At 49.4% G+C, this 15,013-nt stretch carries 16 protein-coding genes and 1 pseudogene; 6 read left to right on the forward strand and 11 right to left on the reverse strand.

Features of this window, described 5'->3' with window-relative positions; translation table 11 throughout:
* The first annotated feature begins 182 nt into the window (after positions 1-182).
* The 3 genes from AC6R0L_RS06070 to AC6R0L_RS06080 all read left to right on the forward strand — a co-directional run bounded on the left by AC6R0L_RS06070 (position 183) and on the right by AC6R0L_RS06080 (position 3,777).
* Entirely contained in the window at positions 183-428 is a 246-nt protein-coding gene (locus tag AC6R0L_RS06070; RefSeq protein WP_500628588.1) for a sulfurtransferase TusA family protein, read from the forward strand.
* On the forward strand, positions 429-1,496 hold the full coding sequence (locus AC6R0L_RS06075) for an AI-2E family transporter (protein WP_334551158.1): 1,068 nt from the start codon (positions 429-431) through the stop codon (positions 1,494-1,496). It begins immediately after the preceding gene.
* A 409-nt stretch (positions 1,497-1,905) separates the two neighbouring features.
* Entirely contained in the window at positions 1,906-3,777 is a 1,872-nt protein-coding gene (locus tag AC6R0L_RS06080; protein ID WP_500628589.1) for a methyl-accepting chemotaxis protein, read from the forward strand.
* A 115-nt stretch (positions 3,778-3,892) separates the two neighbouring features.
* Here the strand turns inward: AC6R0L_RS06080 and bcp are convergent, their stop codons facing one another.
* Positions 3,893-4,363 (reverse strand): thioredoxin-dependent thiol peroxidase, encoded by a 471-nt coding sequence (gene bcp / locus AC6R0L_RS06085; RefSeq protein WP_500628590.1) that lies wholly within the window; start codon positions 4,361-4,363, stop codon positions 3,893-3,895.
* 14 nt (positions 4,364-4,377) lie between these two features.
* Complete coding sequence (locus AC6R0L_RS06090; RefSeq protein ID WP_500628591.1) at positions 4,378-4,920, reverse strand: glycine cleavage system transcriptional repressor; 543 nt, start codon at positions 4,918-4,920, stop codon at positions 4,378-4,380.
* Between the two features lie 313 nt (positions 4,921-5,233).
* On the opposite strand from AC6R0L_RS06090, the gene dapA reads away from it, so the two are divergent.
* Together dapA and bamC are read left to right on the forward strand one after the other, a co-directional pair.
* Positions 5,234-6,112: a 4-hydroxy-tetrahydrodipicolinate synthase gene (dapA, locus tag AC6R0L_RS06095; protein WP_500628592.1), complete on the forward strand. Its 879-nt coding sequence runs from the start codon at positions 5,234-5,236 to the stop codon at positions 6,110-6,112.
* Positions 6,113-6,164: 52 nt separating this feature from the next.
* Positions 6,165-7,190, forward strand: coding sequence for an outer membrane protein assembly factor BamC (gene bamC / locus AC6R0L_RS06100; RefSeq protein WP_500628593.1), 1,026 nt, complete (start codon positions 6,165-6,167; stop codon positions 7,188-7,190).
* 98 nt (positions 7,191-7,288) lie between these two features.
* Here the strand turns inward: bamC and AC6R0L_RS06105 are convergent, their stop codons facing one another.
* The gene (locus AC6R0L_RS06105) at positions 7,289-8,614 is read right to left on the reverse strand and encodes a Na+/H+ antiporter family protein (protein WP_500628594.1); all 1,326 of its coding nucleotides are present in this window, start codon (positions 8,612-8,614) and stop codon (positions 7,289-7,291) included.
* 36 nt (positions 8,615-8,650) lie between these two features.
* A complete protein-coding gene (gene rnt / locus AC6R0L_RS06110) occupies positions 8,651-9,298 on the reverse strand; it encodes a ribonuclease T (RefSeq protein ID WP_334551149.1) in 648 nt (215 codons plus the stop codon).
* A gap of 195 nt (positions 9,299-9,493) precedes the next feature.
* Between rnt and motY the strand changes: the two genes are divergently transcribed.
* Entirely contained in the window at positions 9,494-10,375 is an 882-nt protein-coding gene (gene motY / locus AC6R0L_RS06115; RefSeq protein ID WP_334551147.1) for a flagellar protein MotY, read from the forward strand.
* A 97-nt stretch (positions 10,376-10,472) separates the two neighbouring features.
* Here motY and AC6R0L_RS06120 read toward each other — a convergent pair whose 3' ends face one another.
* From AC6R0L_RS06120 to AC6R0L_RS06150, 7 genes and pseudogenes are all read right to left on the reverse strand, one after another.
* Positions 10,473-10,910 (reverse strand): DUF2753 domain-containing protein, encoded by a 438-nt coding sequence (locus AC6R0L_RS06120; protein ID WP_334551145.1) that lies wholly within the window; start codon positions 10,908-10,910, stop codon positions 10,473-10,475.
* Positions 10,911-11,021: 111 nt separating this feature from the next.
* Positions 11,022-11,438, reverse strand: a complete 417-nt coding sequence (gloA, locus tag AC6R0L_RS06125) for a lactoylglutathione lyase (RefSeq protein WP_334551144.1) — start codon at positions 11,436-11,438, stop codon at positions 11,022-11,024.
* Between the two features lie 11 nt (positions 11,439-11,449).
* On the reverse strand, positions 11,450-12,091 hold the full coding sequence (gene nth, locus AC6R0L_RS06130; protein WP_334551142.1) for an endonuclease III: 642 nt from the start codon (positions 12,089-12,091) through the stop codon (positions 11,450-11,452).
* Between the two features lie 25 nt (positions 12,092-12,116).
* Positions 12,117-12,803 carry an electron transport complex subunit E gene (locus AC6R0L_RS06135; RefSeq protein ID WP_334551141.1) on the reverse strand — a complete coding sequence of 229 codons (687 nt, stop codon included), beginning with the start codon at positions 12,801-12,803 and terminating at the stop codon, positions 12,117-12,119.
* Positions 12,796-13,431 carry an electron transport complex subunit RsxG gene (gene rsxG, locus AC6R0L_RS06140; RefSeq protein ID WP_334551139.1) on the reverse strand — a complete coding sequence of 212 codons (636 nt, stop codon included), beginning with the start codon at positions 13,429-13,431 and terminating at the stop codon, positions 12,796-12,798. Before rsxG ends, AC6R0L_RS06135 begins: the two co-directional genes overlap by 8 nt.
* 8 nt (positions 13,432-13,439) lie before the next feature.
* The gene (gene rsxD, locus AC6R0L_RS06145) at positions 13,440-14,486 is read right to left on the reverse strand and encodes an electron transport complex subunit RsxD (protein WP_500625753.1); all 1,047 of its coding nucleotides are present in this window, start codon (positions 14,484-14,486) and stop codon (positions 13,440-13,442) included.
* Positions 14,486-15,013, reverse strand: a pseudogene (locus AC6R0L_RS06150) (electron transport complex subunit RsxC); the annotation flags it as partial. The gene rsxD and the pseudogene AC6R0L_RS06150, both read right to left, overlap by 1 nt.

Genomic DNA, 15,013 nt, shown 5'->3' on the forward strand with positions numbered 1-15,013 from the left:
GTTTTGCGGTTGGTTTCGAGTGCAATGTCTCGGTGGTCTCCCTGTCTTACCCGTCATTCTCTTAGTTGGTTGAGGGAGAGTCAAATAGCGGTCAAAGTTTGCCTAGCCGCCTCTATTTACACTGTCTCTTTTAAAAAAACACTATACAATACTTCACGATATAATATGCATCGAGCGGAAGAATGGAACCCAATATTTTGGATCTGCGCCAGGAGCGGTGCCCGATGGCGCTGTTATTAGCCAAACGTTACCTCATATCGCTTCATGAGCAGAGTTCAGCATCACTTCTTACCTCTGACCCGCAATCGCTGAAGGATATTCAGCGTTTTGTTACGGCGAAAGGGTGGCTACATGACTGCCAACCCCAAGAAGGCCACTTTGCTTTGCATGTTACTCTTTGTCTAGATGTCACAAGGGAAAACAGTTAAATGCTCGAAATGATCAATCGCTGGTACAAGCGACGCTTCTCTGATCCTCATGCCGTGAGCCTAGTGGCCATACTGCTCTTTGGTTTTATTACTATCTACTTTTTCGGCAACTTGATTGCGCCTTTGTTAGTGGCGATCGTGTTGGCTTATTTACTGGAATGGCCGGTCAATCAGTTGACCCGAGTTGGGCTGCCCCGCACCTTATCGGTGGTGGTAGTGATTCTGGGCTTTATCAGCATCATGCTGGTGGCTGTATTTGGTCTGGTACCGACGATTTGGCAACAGGTCGGTAATCTCATCAATGATATTCCCACCATGTATGTCGGTTTACAAAAAGTCATTGCCGAGTTACCTAAGCGCTATCCAGAACTTGAAAATTTCCAGATCGTCGAATCTCTGGTGAGCAACACGAAAAATCAAGTATTGGGAATGGGAGAAAGCGTTGTCAAAGGGTCGTTGGCCTCTTTGGTGAGCTTGGCCACATTGGCTGTGTATTTGGTACTCGTACCACTGTTGGTATTTTTCCTATTGAAAGATAAGCAAGAGATGCTTGAGATGGCCAGTGGCGTACTACCGAGAAATCGTCGTCTCGCCAACAAAGTATGGCTTGAGATGAATGAGCAGATCTCCAACTATATTCGCGGTAAAGTGATGGAAATCCTGATTGTGGGTGGCGTCAGCTACATTACGTTTGCGATTTTGGATCTGCGCTACGCGGTGTTATTGGCGGTGTCTGTCGGGCTCTCTGTACTCATTCCTTATATTGGCGCGGCTGCCGTTACCTTGCCAGTGGCCATGGTAGGATTGTTCCAATGGGGATTCACACCACAATTCTACTGGTTGCTGTTGGCTTACGGTATTATCCAAGCGTTAGATGGCAATGTGTTGGTTCCGGTTCTGTTTTCTGAAGCGGTCAACTTACATCCGGTGGCGATCATCGTTGCCGTTTTAGTCTTTGGCGGATTGTGGGGTTTTTGGGGCGTCTTTTTTGCGATTCCTCTGGCCACCTTGGTAAAGGCAGTATGGCGGGCTCTTCCGAGTAGTGAAGAAGAGAATATTATTTCTTAGTAAGTCGTCAGTTGTCGATGAAATAACGCCGCTAGAGTTAAAACTCTAGCGGCGTTATTTTTTATGCACTATTCATATTAGCGGCAGAATTTCATTCGATAAAATCTCGATATTGCCAAGGGAGGTGTGCCGAACAAACCCAATGTGGACGAGGCGAGGTTGCATAAGGGCTAGGTGACAAAAAAGTCGACTAGTACTTTTGAATTATCTGGTTTATGCAGCTAGATTTATACAGTTAGGTAGGAGTTGCCTGATAGAGCGATGAAATATTGAAGGGTTGAGTGAAAAAATTCACTCTTTTTGTTTACAAGTTATCGTTTCTATAAGAATTTACTCAAGTCAACGTCAGCACAGTCGATAGATATAACTACAATAATACGAACGACCTATACATTTTTCGAGGGAAGTTATGAGATTTAGTCAAAAGATTGTCGCCGCATCGTCCGCGCTGCTATTTGTGACGGTCGCCCTGTTGTCCGTCCAGCAACTGTCCATTGTGAAAAACGAAGTTGAGGAGCTGGTGGATGTCAGCTTGAGCGAAATCGTTAACGGTGTAAGAAGCACGGTGGTGTCCGAGATGGAAGCGAAAAAATCGTTGGCCCGCTCGTCGACTGAAGTGTTGCAGTTAGACCCATTCAATAAAGCACGTGTGAGTGAAATCCTTGAACAGCCTAATTTGAAATCGAGCTTTCTTGCTGTTGGATATGGTTATGAGTCCGATGGGTCTCTGGTAGAAAATGACGATGGCTGGGAAGCCGACTCGAGTTATGACCCTCGCGTTCGTCCTTGGTATAAAGATGCGAAAGCCAAAGGGGCGTTGATTGTCACCGCGCCATACGTGGATGTCTCATCGAAGAAAGTCATTATCTCGATCGGCACGCCAGTGAAAGAAAACGGCAAAATGGTCGCCGGTATGTTCTATGACATGGAACTGGGTGGCTTGGCGGATTTGGTCAACACAGCCAATCTTCATGATGCGGGTTATCTGTTTATTATCTCAGGTGATGGCACGACTATTGCGCACCCTAACTCGGACTTTAACGGCGAGAACTTGTCGACCTACCTGCCTGAAGTGACGCTTCAAGAGGGCGAACAGCGCATCACACAAGACGGTAAAGATTTCCTTATTAAATTGGCGCATGTTCCCAGTGAAAACTGGTACATTGGCGCGATTGTCGATGAAAGCATCGCGTTTAAAGCCATCAGCGATATGCGTAATAGCTCGATCATTTACGTGATTATCGGTGTGGTGCTGAGTATTCTTGGCCTGACCTTCCTCATCAAAGTGTTGATGCGCCCACTAGGGACACTCAATGCGGCGATTCAAGATGTGGCATCTGGGCAAGGGGATTTGACCAAACGTCTTGATACCAACACAGATAAAGAATTTGCCGAGCTTGCGCATGGCTTTAACCAGTTCACGGAAACGTTGCAGCAACAGATTCAACAATCAAAAGCGATTGGTGCAGAGATCTTACGCGGCACAGAGCTGACGGTTCAAGGCTCGCACGAATCTGCCGAAGCAATGCGCAGTCAGTTACAAGAGCTTGAACAGTTGGCGACCGCGATGAATGAGATGGCGGTCACCGCGACGGAAGTAGCCAACAATGCACAAGGTGCTGCGGCTGCCGCGCGTGAGGCCGATGAAGCAACCCTTGATGGCACCTCGGTAGTGAGTGACACTACAGCCTCGATCGACATGCTGTCTGCTCGAATCGATCAAGCGGTTGAAGAAGTGCAAGGGCTTGAGTCGGCGACGGCCAACATTGAGACCATTTTGAAGGTCATCAATGACATTGCCGATCAAACCAACCTATTGGCACTGAACGCCGCGATTGAGGCTGCGCGTGCGGGTGAGTCGGGACGTGGGTTTGCGGTTGTAGCTGATGAAGTTCGAACTCTGGCGCAAAGAACCCAAGAGTCAACGACCGAAATCCGCAACATGATTGAGCAGCTACAAGCGGGTGCGAGCTCAGTGTCGGCCGCCATGAACGAAAGTAAAGCGACCGCGGTCGATGCCGTAGACAAAGCGCAAGCGGCCGATGGTGCACTGCAACGTATTCGTGATGCGATTCAGCGAATCTCAGATATGAATATGCAAATTGCGTCGGCGGCTGAGCAGCAGAGCTTGGTTGCAGAAGAGATCAACAGCAACACAGTGAAAATCAAAGATCTCTCGACACAGGTGACCAACGCGTCGGAAGAGGCCAGTATTGCCATGCAGGTTCAAACTGAGAACGTACGAGAGCAAGACGCGATTCTCAACAAGTTCATTGTGTAGTTCCTGCCTTTGATAGTAAAAATGCCAGCATTTCTGCTGGCATTTTTGTCTCTGTAATTCTGTCTATCCCACTTTTTCACGGTAAGGCGCGATGAGTGGGTGGCAAACGCAATCGTTAGGCTTTCTCATTCAGGTAGTTCAGAACCACTTCGTGATGGTCTTTCGTTTTGAACTTGTCGAACACGTGTTCAATCACACCGTTTTCGTTGATAAGGAAGCTAATACGGTGCAAACCGTCATACACTTTGCCCATAAATTTCTTTTCGCCCCACACACCGAACTGCTCGGCGACGGCGTGGTCTTCATCGGAAAGTAAGGTGAAGTTGAGCTCGTCACGTTCGATGAATTTACCGAGTCGTTTCACTGGGTCGATACTTACCCCTAACACCACCACATTGTGCTTATCTAGCTCGGCTTTCACGTCACGCAGACCTTGTGCTTGAACTGTACAGCCTGGCGTCATCGCTTTAGGATAGAAGTAGAACAGCACTTTCTTGCCAGCGAAATCCGACAATGACACGGTATCGCCGTTTTGGTCGAGAAGAGAAAAAGCAGGAGCAGGAGAGCCGGCTTTGAGTGTATTCATGAAGTATTCCTTTCTTACTGACTATTTTTTAGAAAATTAAGTGAGCCTCGAACTTGTAGCTCTTTACATAAAGCGTTGAAGTCTTCTTGTAACTGCATCAGGTTACAACCCGAGTCGACAGAAGCAGAAATAGCGATATGGAACTGGTCTTGCGGCGCTTGAATCTTATCTTTATTGATAGTCTGGGCGCTGAGAGAAGAAAGGCCAATCTCTTTGCTGGCAAAGAACTGGGTGAACTGTTCCGTTAAGCCCGGTTTATCGTCCGACTCAATGAAGACTTCGACCATATAGCTATTGTCTGACAGAGTGTGAGGAGAAGTACGTTTCATCATGGTGATGAGATCATGTTCCTGGCCAAGTAAAGGCAAGGTGGTCTCGACGCGAGTGATGGCTGCGTTGCTTCCCGACAGCAGCATGATAAGCGTGAATTCACTACCAAATAGCGCAATACGACTATCAACAATGTTGCAACCCGAGTGCGTCACATGGTGAACGACTTGGTTACAGATGCCTGAGCGGTCTGTCCCTACCGCGGTAATCACCAGATGTTGGTTCATAATGTCACTTCAGTCATTGTTAACTTTGTTAATGAGATAGCTTAGCACAGTTAAAAGGGAGAAAGTTGCGGGATCTGTAGGTTTTCTAATCACCTAAATTGAGTGTTTTCACATTGTAGAGTGAAAGCGCGCAGCCTAAGTCAAATCGGGCTGTGGAGTGGTCTAGGTTGGGATAGATTTTACCCAGAATTGCGCCAACGCTAACATATGATAAATATTCACAGATTTAGGTGATTTAAGCGTGACGAACCGCTTGTGTTTTTCAATCCCCTTACAGTAACATGCGATAAGTATCGAAATTAGGGAGAGAGACATGTTTTCAGGAAGTATCGTCGCGTTAATTACACCGTTTAATCAAGAAGACGAAGTCGATTACGCGAGTCTGAAAAAACTGGTCGAATACCACATTGCTGCGGGCAGCAGCGGTATTGTTGCGGTAGGTACGACGGGTGAATCATCGACGTTATCGATAGAAGAGCATGTCAAGGTTGTACTCAAGACGCTGGAATTCGCTGATGGCCGTATTCCTGTTATAGCAGGCACAGGCGCGAACGCAACCCACGAGTCAGTCACCTTTAGCCGCCTATTGAATAATACGGGTATTGCCGGTTGTCTGAGCGTTACACCATACTACAACAAGCCAACACAAGAAGGTTTGTACCAGCACTACAAAGCGATCGCTGACGTCAGCGAAGTGCCGCTGATCCTATACAATGTACCGGGTCGTACTGCGGTAGACCTTAAACCTGAGACGGTTGCTCGCCTTTCTGAAATCGACAACATCGTTGCATTAAAAGATGCGACCGGTGATTTGAGTCGAATTGCGATTCATCGTGAACTTTGTGGCGAAGATTTTATCTTACTAAGTGGTGATGACTCGACGGGTTTGGATTTCGTCAAAATGGGTGGTCAAGGTGTGATTTCTGTGACCAACAATATAGCGGCTGCGGATATGGCGACCATGTTCCGCTTAGCCAGCGAAGGCAAATACGACGAAGCGGAAGTCATCAACCAACGTTTGATGCCTTTGCACAAGAATCTATTTGTGGAGTCAAGTCCGATTCCGGTCAAGTGGGCGGCGCATAAGTTGGGTCTGATTGACCACGGTAGCCTAAGATTGCCGCTGACAGAGTTGTCAGATAACGCGCAGCCGATTGTATCGCAAGCCATGACGGATGCGGGCATCTACTGATTTAGGATAACTGCCGAAGCTTAGCTTCGGCTTTGATTTCTTAGGAGTTTCAATGAAATTGTCTCACCAGCTAGTTGTTAGTTCACTAGCTGTTTTTGTTTTAAGTGCCTGCTCAGGCAGCGCCACGCAGCGTCGCCAAGCCAAAGACGACTTTGAGTATCTCAATGCCCCTGATTTAACCGAGTGGACGTTACCGGCGGGCGCAGAGCCTCAGTTTTACCCCAACTACCAAATTCCTCAAGGTGAGTTTAGCGGTGGAATTGGTCGTGAAGTGGATATCCGCCCTCCTCAGCAGGTCCTAGCCTTGATTCCTGGAGCGCGAGCAGAGCGCAAAGAAGGGGAAACGACATTATGGCTGCTACGCGAAGACGAACTGGATCGTGTTTGGCAAACTGCGCAAACCATGCTGAGTGAGCGCAACATCGGTATCGTAGAGCAAACGACAGACCATATTGAAACCGATTGGGTGACATGGAATTCTGCTGATGAAGATGTGGAGCTCAGCTCTCGCTACGATATCTCTCGTCTTGTGGCAAACAACCGCTACGGCTTCAAAATTTCTCTTATCGATTGGCGCGAAGGCGGTAAATCTATGCCTGTTACTGCGACCAATAAATCTCGCTACAACGCATTGATGACCAATCTTGTCACCGCTCGCTATGATTTGGACTTGCGTGAAGAAGCGACGCGTAAAGCGCAAGAGCTGGTTAAACAGATCCCTATTACAATGGGCCGAGATCGCAGTGGCTTCCCGGTTATCATCGCTCGTACTCCATACGATGTCCTATGGCAGCGTTTGCCAGAATTGCTACCTAAGATGGGCTTTACCATCGAAGCGCGCAACCAATCTCAAGGTACCATCAAGGCCAAGTATGCCTCACCGGATGATGCGTTTTGGGATGATATCGGAGTGAAACCGACCGAGCTGAAAGCGGGAACTTATACCTTCCTCTTTGGCGATCTTGGGAACCGTACGTCCATCAACATTACCGATTCATCGGATGCCCCTGTGAATGAAGAGTTGTTGAAAGATATGGCGCCAGTGCTGGCGGCGGTGGCAGAAAAACACGCCAAATAGGTGTTGTCTGCACATCCAAACGTAAAAAAGCTGACCTAGAGTCAGCTTTTTTGATCTTAATTGTCTTTAGATTTTCATCTATCCACAGACCAACGCGTTTAGAGCGTCATAGCGGCAATCCAGCCAAAGACGATCAAAGGGATGTTGTAGTGGATAAAGGTTGGGACAACCGTTTCCCATACGTGCTCATGTTGCCCATCGGCATTCAGGCCAGACGTCGGGCCTAAGGTCGAATCAGAGGCCGGAGAGCCTGCATCACCAAGCGCTGCCGCCGTACCGACAAGGGCAACGGTCGCCAGTGGTGAAAAACCAAACGCAGCAGCAAGTGGAACGTAGATGGTGGCGATAATAGGAATAGTGGAGAAAGAAGAACCGATACCCATGGTGACTAATAGGCCAACAATGAGCATCAGAAGCGCAGCGAGCGGTTTGTTGTCACCAATGCTGGTAGAGAGTGCTTCAACCAAAGATTCAACACCACCGGTTTGCTTCATGACCGCGGCAAAGCCTGCGGCTGCAATCATGATGAAGCCAATCATAGCCATCATGTGCACACCCTTAGTAAAGACATCCTGAGTTTCACGCCAGGCAATCACACCACCAAAGGTAAAGACCATAAAGCCAGCTAGGGCACCGACAATCATTGAACCGGTCGAGAGCTGAACCGTCAATGCCGCGATAATACCCAATGCGGCAGTCAGAACGTTCTTCTTGTTCACTTGGGTGGTGTTCTCTTCTACATGCGTCAGCTCCGTCTCTTTGTAGATACGAGGCTTACGGTAGCTAACAAAAATAGCCGTGATCAGACCAAACACCATACCCGCAGCAGGGAGCAGCATCGCCATCGGCACTTGGCTTGCGGTGACAGACTCAAGACCGTTGTCGTGCAAGTTTTTCAGCAAGATGTTGTTGAGGAAAATGCCACCAAAACCGATCGGCAACACCATGTATGGCGTGACTAGGCCAAAAGTCAGCACACAGGCAATCATGCGGCGGTCAAGGTTCAGTTTTGCAAATACGCCTAGCAAAGGTGGAATAAGAATAGGGATGAAGGCGATATGGACAGGAATGACGTTTTGCGATGACATGGTCACTAGAATCAGGGCAACCAGCACGGCGTACTTAAGGCCAAGTGACGCATTGGCATTCTCTTTACCATGAATACGTTTGATCACGCTGCTTGCTAGAAGGTCGGTGATGCCGGATTTTGAAATCGCAACGGCAAACGTACCTAGCATCGCGTAGCTCAGTGCAATCGTTGCGCCGCCACCTAGACCACTTTCAAACGCGGAAACCGCCTCATTTAGACTCATGCCAGAGACGAGGCCGCCGATGATAGCACTGAATGTCAGCGCGACCACGACGTTCACGCGCATCAGGGCAAGCGCTAGCATAACGCAAACGGAAATAACAACAGGGTTCATAACTTACTCGATAATTGTGTTTACATGTTTTTAGTATTAATCGGCGTCGTCGCTCAGTGGCCAGCCGCCTAGGGCTTTCCATTTATTGACGATGCCACAGAAAAGCTCTGCGGTTTTCTCCGTGTCGTAGAGCGCAGAGTGGGCTTCTTTGTTGTCAAATTCCATCCCTGCGGTTTTACACGCTTTGGCCAGAACAGTTTGACCGTAGGCCAAACCACTTAATGCGGCAGTATCAAAGGTGGCGAAGGGGTGAAATGGGACGCGTTTGAGCTTGCTACGTTCGCTTGCTGCCATGACAAAACTGTGGTCAAAAGTGGCATTGTGCGCAACGATGATAGCTCGGCTACAGTCCGCCGCTTTTTGCTCGCGGCGAACAAGCTTATAAATCTCTTTTAATGCTTCGGCTTCTGTCACTGCGCCGCGAAGCGGGCTAAATGGGTCACGAATCCCATTGAATTCTAGGGCTTCTTTTTCTAAGTTCGCCCCTTCAAATGGTTCAACATGGAAGTGAATCGTTGACGCAGGGTGGAGATCGCCATTTTCATCCATACGTAAGGTGACCGCGCAGATTTCCAAGAGGGCATCGGTTTGGGCGTTAAATCCTGCGGTCTCGACGTCGATCACCACTGGGAAATAGCCTCGAAAGCGTTTTTTAAGCGTCAATGCTTCGTTTTCTGAACTCATGTTGGTCTATTGTTATGTGACAGGGGCAGCATTATTGCAGATTCTGTCAACAAGAAAAACCGTTAATCTCTTTGATGGCGACGCTGGGGAATGAAAGTGTTGGCGAGCTTTTTGCATTATTCTCACCAAAGTCATGCAGACAGAGTGACAAGCGGCAACGCGAGTCACCCCGCAGTATTAGAGATGAAGCATACTATGAACAAATTCTACGTTGCCTGTTTAGGGCTAGTCATTGCCGGTTTTGAAGCGAACGCCTTTGCGCTTGAGAAGCGCTATGTGGCAACGCCGATGCAGTCAACCTGGCAAATGGTTGCCAATACGCCGCTAGAATGTAAGTTGGTTCATCCTATCCCAAACTACGGCGATGCGGTGTTTTCTTCCCAAGCCAGTAAAAAGATCAATCTGGACTTTGAGCTGAAGATGAAACGGCCGATGGGGCAGACAAGAGACGTTAGCTTAGTGTCGATGCCTCCAGCATGGCGACCTGGCGATGGCGCCAGCCGCATGTCGAGCATTCAGTTTTTTCAGCAATTTGATGGTTACGTTGGTGGACAAACCGCGTGGAGCATTTTGGGTGAGCTTGAAAAGGGGCGTTATCCCACGTTTAGCTATCAAGAGTGGCAAAGTCGTGACGAGCGGGTAGAGGTGGCGTTGTCGTCGGTGCTTTTTCAGCCCACCTACAACGTATTTAGTGATTGTATTGCCAACTTGTTGCCTTACAGCTTTGAAGATATCGCCTTCACCATTTTGCATTATGACCGTTCTAGCGTAGAGCTGAATAAAGCTTCGCAAAAACGCCTTGCACAAATTGCGGAGTACATTAAACACAACCAAGATATAGACTTGGTGTTGGTATCGACATACACCGACTCGTTAGACAGTAAAGCCGCCAGCCAAAGTTTATCTGAGCAGCGTGCTGAAGTGCTGCAACGTTACTTCCGTTCACTTGGTTTACCGGAAGACAGGATCCAAGTTCAAGGTTATGGGCGTCGTCGTCCCGTGGCGGACAACGCATCACCGCTTGGCAAAGATAAAAACCGCCGCGTAGTGATTTCTCTCGGTCGTACCCAAGTCTAAAAGAACAGCGCCAACATTTGGCGCTGTTTTTGTATCCGCCGCATAGCTTCAGTATGTAAGGTAAAACATGAAGCCAAGTTTTTAGCAAGATAGCCGATCAGTTCAGCTTAAACTGTGCGATTAAGTTGCAATTGGTCGCTGTATCGATGTCTTGTACCATGCGAGCGATGGTCGGATTGGGGTGGCGTTTCATAAACTCCACTAACGCCTTCTTACAGCAGCCGATCGAAGAGACAAAGGCGTCACAGTCTGAATTCGGGCATTGAGGGATCAGCGTCAGCACTTTCTCTGAAGCGAGCTGTAAATACTTCAGTTCATACTTTTCATCGCCCATCGAGCGCCAGAAGGTCGCTAGGTTGTGGCACGAAATCACCGAGATCATCAGTCGGTCTTCGATATCGACATCGACCTGTTCTCCCAGTCGTTCGCTCAGTGTTAATGCCTGTTGATAATGCAGAATACTGCGTAAGTGGTCTTGGTCCTTAAACGCGACGTCTGCGAGCAGTGTGTGCTTTTCCCATTCTGCCAGTTGCATGCTTGTCTCTCCTCTCTATGAGAAGAATAAGATTAAGTGATAATCATTATCATGTAAAGCAAATAAAAATGGGCAGCCAATGCTACCCATAGATTGGATTGATTCGCGCTGTTAGCCTTCAAGCCCCGCTGTTGCTTGTTTGTTTTGAATTAATTCAATTTTGTAACCGTCTGGGTCTTCAACAAACGCGATGTGTGTCGTGCCACCTTTTACGGGGCCTGGCTCACGAGTCACATTGCCGCCTGCGGCTTTGATCGCATCACAAGTAGCGTAGATGTCATCGACACCCACTGCTACATGGCCAAATGCGTTGCCAAGATCGTAACTGTCGGTACCCCAGTTGTACGTTAGCTCAATCACCGCGCCTTGCGACTCATCGCCATAGCCAACGAAAGCCAACGTGTATTGGTATTCTGTGTTTTCGTTTTTACGTAACAGAGACATGCCCATTACGTCAGTGTAGAACTGAATAGATTTGTCGAGATCACCTACGCGTAGCATGGTGTGTAGAATGCGTCCGTTTGACATGTGCCTAGCTCCTAGTTGTCGGGGTAAACTTTCTCTTTGTATTCACACAGGTCTTCAATCAAGCAACTGCCACACCTTGGCTTACGGGCCAAACAGGTGTAGCGGCCATGAAGGATCAACCAGTGATGTACGTCGAGTTTGAATTCTTTGGGGACCACCTTAAGCAGTTTCTCTTCTACTTGGTCAACGTTCTTGCCCATAGCGAATTTGGTGCGATTGGAGACGCGGAAAATGTGCGTATCGACCGCAATCGTTGGCCAACCAAAGGCCGTGTTGAGGACGACATTCGCCGTCTTGCGACCCACTCCAGGTAGGGCCTCGAGTGCCTCACGGTTTTCAGGCACCTCACCGTTATGTTGGTCGAGCAGAATACGACAGGTTTTGATGACGTTTTCTGCTTTTGAGTTAAACAAGCCAATGGTTTTGATGTACTCTTTCACGCCGTCAACGCCGAGATCAAACATCGCTTGCGGCGTGTTGGCAACAGGGTAGAGCTTGTCAGTGGCTTTGTTGACACTGACATCGGTGGCTTGAGCCGAGAGGAGAACCGCGATCAGTAGCTCGAAAGGCGTGTTCCAATTCAGCTCCGTTTGCGGGTGCGGATTGTCATCTCTTAGCCTCTGTAGAATTTGAATGCGTTTCTCTTTGTTCATTATTCGCTGACTTCCCGTGTGTTGATTAGCTGGTCACCCGCGCTCGTTCTATCGTTGGTTTGGTTTTTTCTTTGCGTGCGCTCAGTCGACTATCGATGGTGTTTTTAATCGCAATCAGCAGCCCAACGCCGATGAAGGCACCTGGCGGCAACATTGCCAACAGGAAATTGCTGTCAAATTGGAACACTTCAATTCGCAGCGCTGTTGCCCATTGCCCTAGCAGCAGCTCTGCACCATCAAATAAGGTACCATTGCCAAGAATCTCACGCATGGCTCCCAAAATGACAAGAATAATCAGCATCCCCATGCCCATCCAAAAACCGTCTTGAGCGGCAAGAAGTGGCACGTTTTTCGAGGCAAACGCTTCAGCGCGTCCGATGATGATGCAGTTGGTCACGATAAGTGGGATAAAGATACCCAGCGACAAATACAAACCGTAAGCGTACGCGTTCATCAGCAGCTGCACGCAGGTCACTAACGAGGCAATGATCATCACAAAGACCGGAATGCGTACCTCTTTTGGCACATAGTCGCGTACTAAAGAGACGGTCACGTTCGATCCAACCAGAACCAACAGGGTCGCAATCCCCAAGCCAAGCGCATTAGTGACGGTAGAGGAGACCGCCAGCAAAGGGCATAGGCCAAGCAGTTGGACCAGTGCGGGGTTGTTGTCCCACAAACCATTCTTAATCAGTGTTTGATGTTCAGTCACGCGCACCTCCGCAATTGAGCGGTTGAGATTGAATGTCACCACGATGGTCGTTGACATACTCTAACGTATTACGTACCGCCTTGACGACCGCTCTTGGCGTGATGGTCGCCCCGGTAAATTGATCAAATTGCCCGCCGTCTTTACGCACTTTCCAACTGGCCTGGTTATCAGTAGTCAGCACTTTGCCGGTAAAGCCGAGGATCCAATCTGTGACACGTAAATCAACTTTGTCACCGAGTCCGGGTGTCTCTTGATGGCTCAATACTCGGGTACCGGTGACCGTGCCATCTTGTTTCACGCCAATGATGAGTTTGATGGAACCGTTATAGCCATCGGGCGCGATGGCTTCAATCGCCATGGCGCTAGGCTCGCCATTTAAGGAAGCGAGGTAGACTGGCATAGGTTCAGCCGTGCCAAGCAGCGGATCCGTCACCAAGGTACAGGCTTGGTAGAGATCGTTGTCGTGCAGATCATGTGGGATGACCTGATTGAGTACCGAGAGCAACTGCGCTTGCTCCTGGCGCTGGATTTGATCGGCGGTCAAGTAGTGAGTCAGCGCAACTAAGCCTGTAGAAGCACAGGCAAAGATGGCAAGGATTGCGCCGTTGTTACGTATAGCGTTCAGCATTATACCCCTCAGTGACCGTAAGTTTTGGGTTTGGTGTAGTAATCAATCATGGGTACGCACATATTGCCCAGTAGCACCGCAAAGGCAACGCCATCTGGGAAGCCGCCCCACGTTCGAATGATAAAGACCATAGCGCCAATAAAGGCCCCAAATACCAAGCGCCCCTTGACAGTGGTCGACGCCGACACCGGATCGGTTGCTATAAAAAAGGCGCCGATCATGGCTGCGCCAGAAAGGAGGTGCAAGATGGGTGAGGCGGTCTCTCCTGGCGTGATGAGCATAAAAATGCCGCTCATGGCAGCGAGGCTAGCGAGAAAACTCACAGGGATGTGCCAACTGATGATGCGCAGTTTTATCAGCATCAAACCACCGAACAAATACGCCAAGTTGACCCATTCCCAACCGACGCCGCCTAAACCGCTAAATTGCGCTTGTCGCATCACTTCCACACTGGTATTTCCTGCAAGCAGGCCAGTTTTAAACGCATCGAGTGGCGTGGCCATAGTGATGCCATCGATACCGGTGCGAATTTGTTGTAGCGACAGCCCCTCTTGACTGTAACCGCTAAAGATTAGCGACAAGGTATCGGCAAGGGAGGTGCTGACGGGTTGAAGTGTGCTCGGAGCCATCCAACTGGTCATTTGGACAGGGAAGGAGATGAGCAACACCACGTAGGCGACCATTGCTGGGTTAAAGAGGTTTTGTCCAATACCTCCGTAGAGGTGTTTTGCGATGACGATGGCGAACACCAGTCCAATCACCATCATCCACCAAGGGGACAGAGGCGGAATGGCCACAGCCAGCAACCAAGCGGTCACGATGGCGCTGTTATCACGCAGTGCTGACATGGGCGAGCGGCCACGAACCAGCATCACCACACTTTCAAGTAGCAGTGCCAGTGCAATGGCAAAAATCAGTTGGATCAAAGTGCCCCAACCAAAAAAGTAGATTTGAGCGGCAAGCCCGGGCAAGGCGCAGACGGCGACCCATTTCATCAAATCCGGCGTGCTTTTACGGCTGTGAGCATGGGGGGAACTTGCGATAAAGAACGCCACTAGTTGTTCTCCTCAGAAGGTTTAGATGATTGTTGGGCGGCTTTACGTGCTTTTGCGCGAGCGATCGCTGCCGCCACTGCGGCTTTTTTCGGATCCTCAGCAGGCTCATTCTTAGCTTGAGTTTCTTCGCTGCTGGAGTCTGCGTCGCTCTCTTGCTGCGCTTTCCGCGCTTTGGCGCGAGCAACCGCTGCCGCGACGGCGGCTTTTTTCGGATCCTCAGCCGGCTCATTTTTAGCTTGAGTTTCTTCGCTGCTGGAGTCTGCGTCGCTCTCTTGCTGCGCTTTACGCGCTTTGGCGCGCGCAATCGCCGCCGCGACGGCGGCTTTTTTCGGATCCTCAGCAGGCTCACTCTTAGCGTGAGTCTCTTCGCTGCTAGAGTCTGCGTCGCTCTCTTGCTGCGCTTTACGCGCTTTGGCGCGCGCAACCGCTGCTGCGACGGCGGCTTTTTTCGGATCCTCAGCAGGCACATTCTTAGCTTGAGTCTCTTCGCTGCTGGAGTCTGCGTTGCTCTCTTGCTGCGCTTTGCG

The sequence above is a fragment of the Vibrio sp. R15-SG3-ISO1A genome, assembly GCF_059833955.1.